Genomic DNA, 1,119 nt, shown 5'->3' with positions numbered 1-1,119 from the left:
GCCCGGTTCGGGCCGATGAGCACCGACATCACGGGCACCCGCGTGGCCCCGGTCGAGATCTACGCCGTCACGGGCCGCGCCGCGCCGCGCGCGAGCCTATGGCCGGTGACGTCCGTGCCGGTCGTGTCCGGGGCGAGCGAGGTGCTGCCGGCGTTGGCCGAGAGCGGGCTCGCGCAGGGGCCGGTGCGCTTCGACGGCGACGCCGATCCCGGCGAGACCAACCCGCGGATCGAGACCGACAGCTTCCGCGCCCGGGACCGCTACTTCGGCGCGACCCGGGGCCAGGACGTCACCCGCACCCTGACCGCGGGCGAGTCGGACGCGAGCACCGACTACTTCCCGTGGCCGCACGGGCGCCTGCGCTCCACCATCACCTACGGCGGCGGGATCGCCGGCGTGTCGGCCTCCACCGCACTCGGCGACCAGCTCACCCTCGCCGGACTCGCGCCCGCGCGCCGGCCGTATGCCGCCCTCGACGGCGACCCGGCGACCGCCTGGCTGACGTTCGGCGACTCCGCGCCGACCCTGGCCGTGACCTTCCCCGCCGAGCGCACCGTCCATACCGTCCGCGTCCGGCCCGCGGCGGACCCGGACCTCTTCGGCGCCGGGATCAGCTCGCCGACGTCGGTGCGGATCTCGTTGGGCGGCAAGAGCATCGACACCGAGATCGGCGCGTCCGCCCCGGTGTCCCTGCCGGCGGGGATGAGCGGCCGCGAACTCGAGGTGCGGATCCTCGACACCGTGGACGGGGCGCCCGGCGCCGTCCTGACCGGCCTGGCGGAGGTCGGCATCGACGACCTCGCGCCGACCGAGACCGTCCGGCTGCCGCAGCCGGTCACCCGCGGCGTGACGCAGGGCTTCGTCCTGAGCCGCGACAGCGATGCCGCCGACGGCTGCATTCGCACGGCGGCGGGTTTCCAGTGTCTCGGCGGCGGCTATCGCCCGGCGGAGGAGAGCGGGACCCTGCGGCGGGAGGTGACGACGACGGCTGACGGGTCGTATGCCGTCAGCGGCCGCCTCGTCGCGGACCCGGCCCACCCGTCGAGCGCGCTGGCGATCCCCGGCGTCCGCGAGATCACGGCGTCCTCGACCCGCACGCTCGGGCTGCCCGGCGCCCCC

1 protein-coding gene is annotated in these 1,119 nt (G+C 76.1%); it reads left to right on the top strand.

The window, feature by feature from the left end:
• Window positions 1-15: 15 nt before the first annotated feature.
• The coding region (locus tag BN11_RS21050) for an alpha-(1->3)-arabinofuranosyltransferase domain-containing protein (RefSeq protein WP_157044432.1) at window positions 16-1,119 on the top strand (1,104 nt) is incomplete at its 3' end.

It is taken from the genome of Nostocoides australiense Ben110, from assembly GCF_001050535.1.
GTDB classification, from domain to species: domain Bacteria; phylum Actinomycetota; class Actinomycetes; order Actinomycetales; family Dermatophilaceae; genus Nostocoides_A; species Nostocoides_A australiense.
The sequence above is the reverse complement of the archived record's forward strand: the minus strand, read 5'-3'. Positions and strand labels throughout refer to the sequence as shown.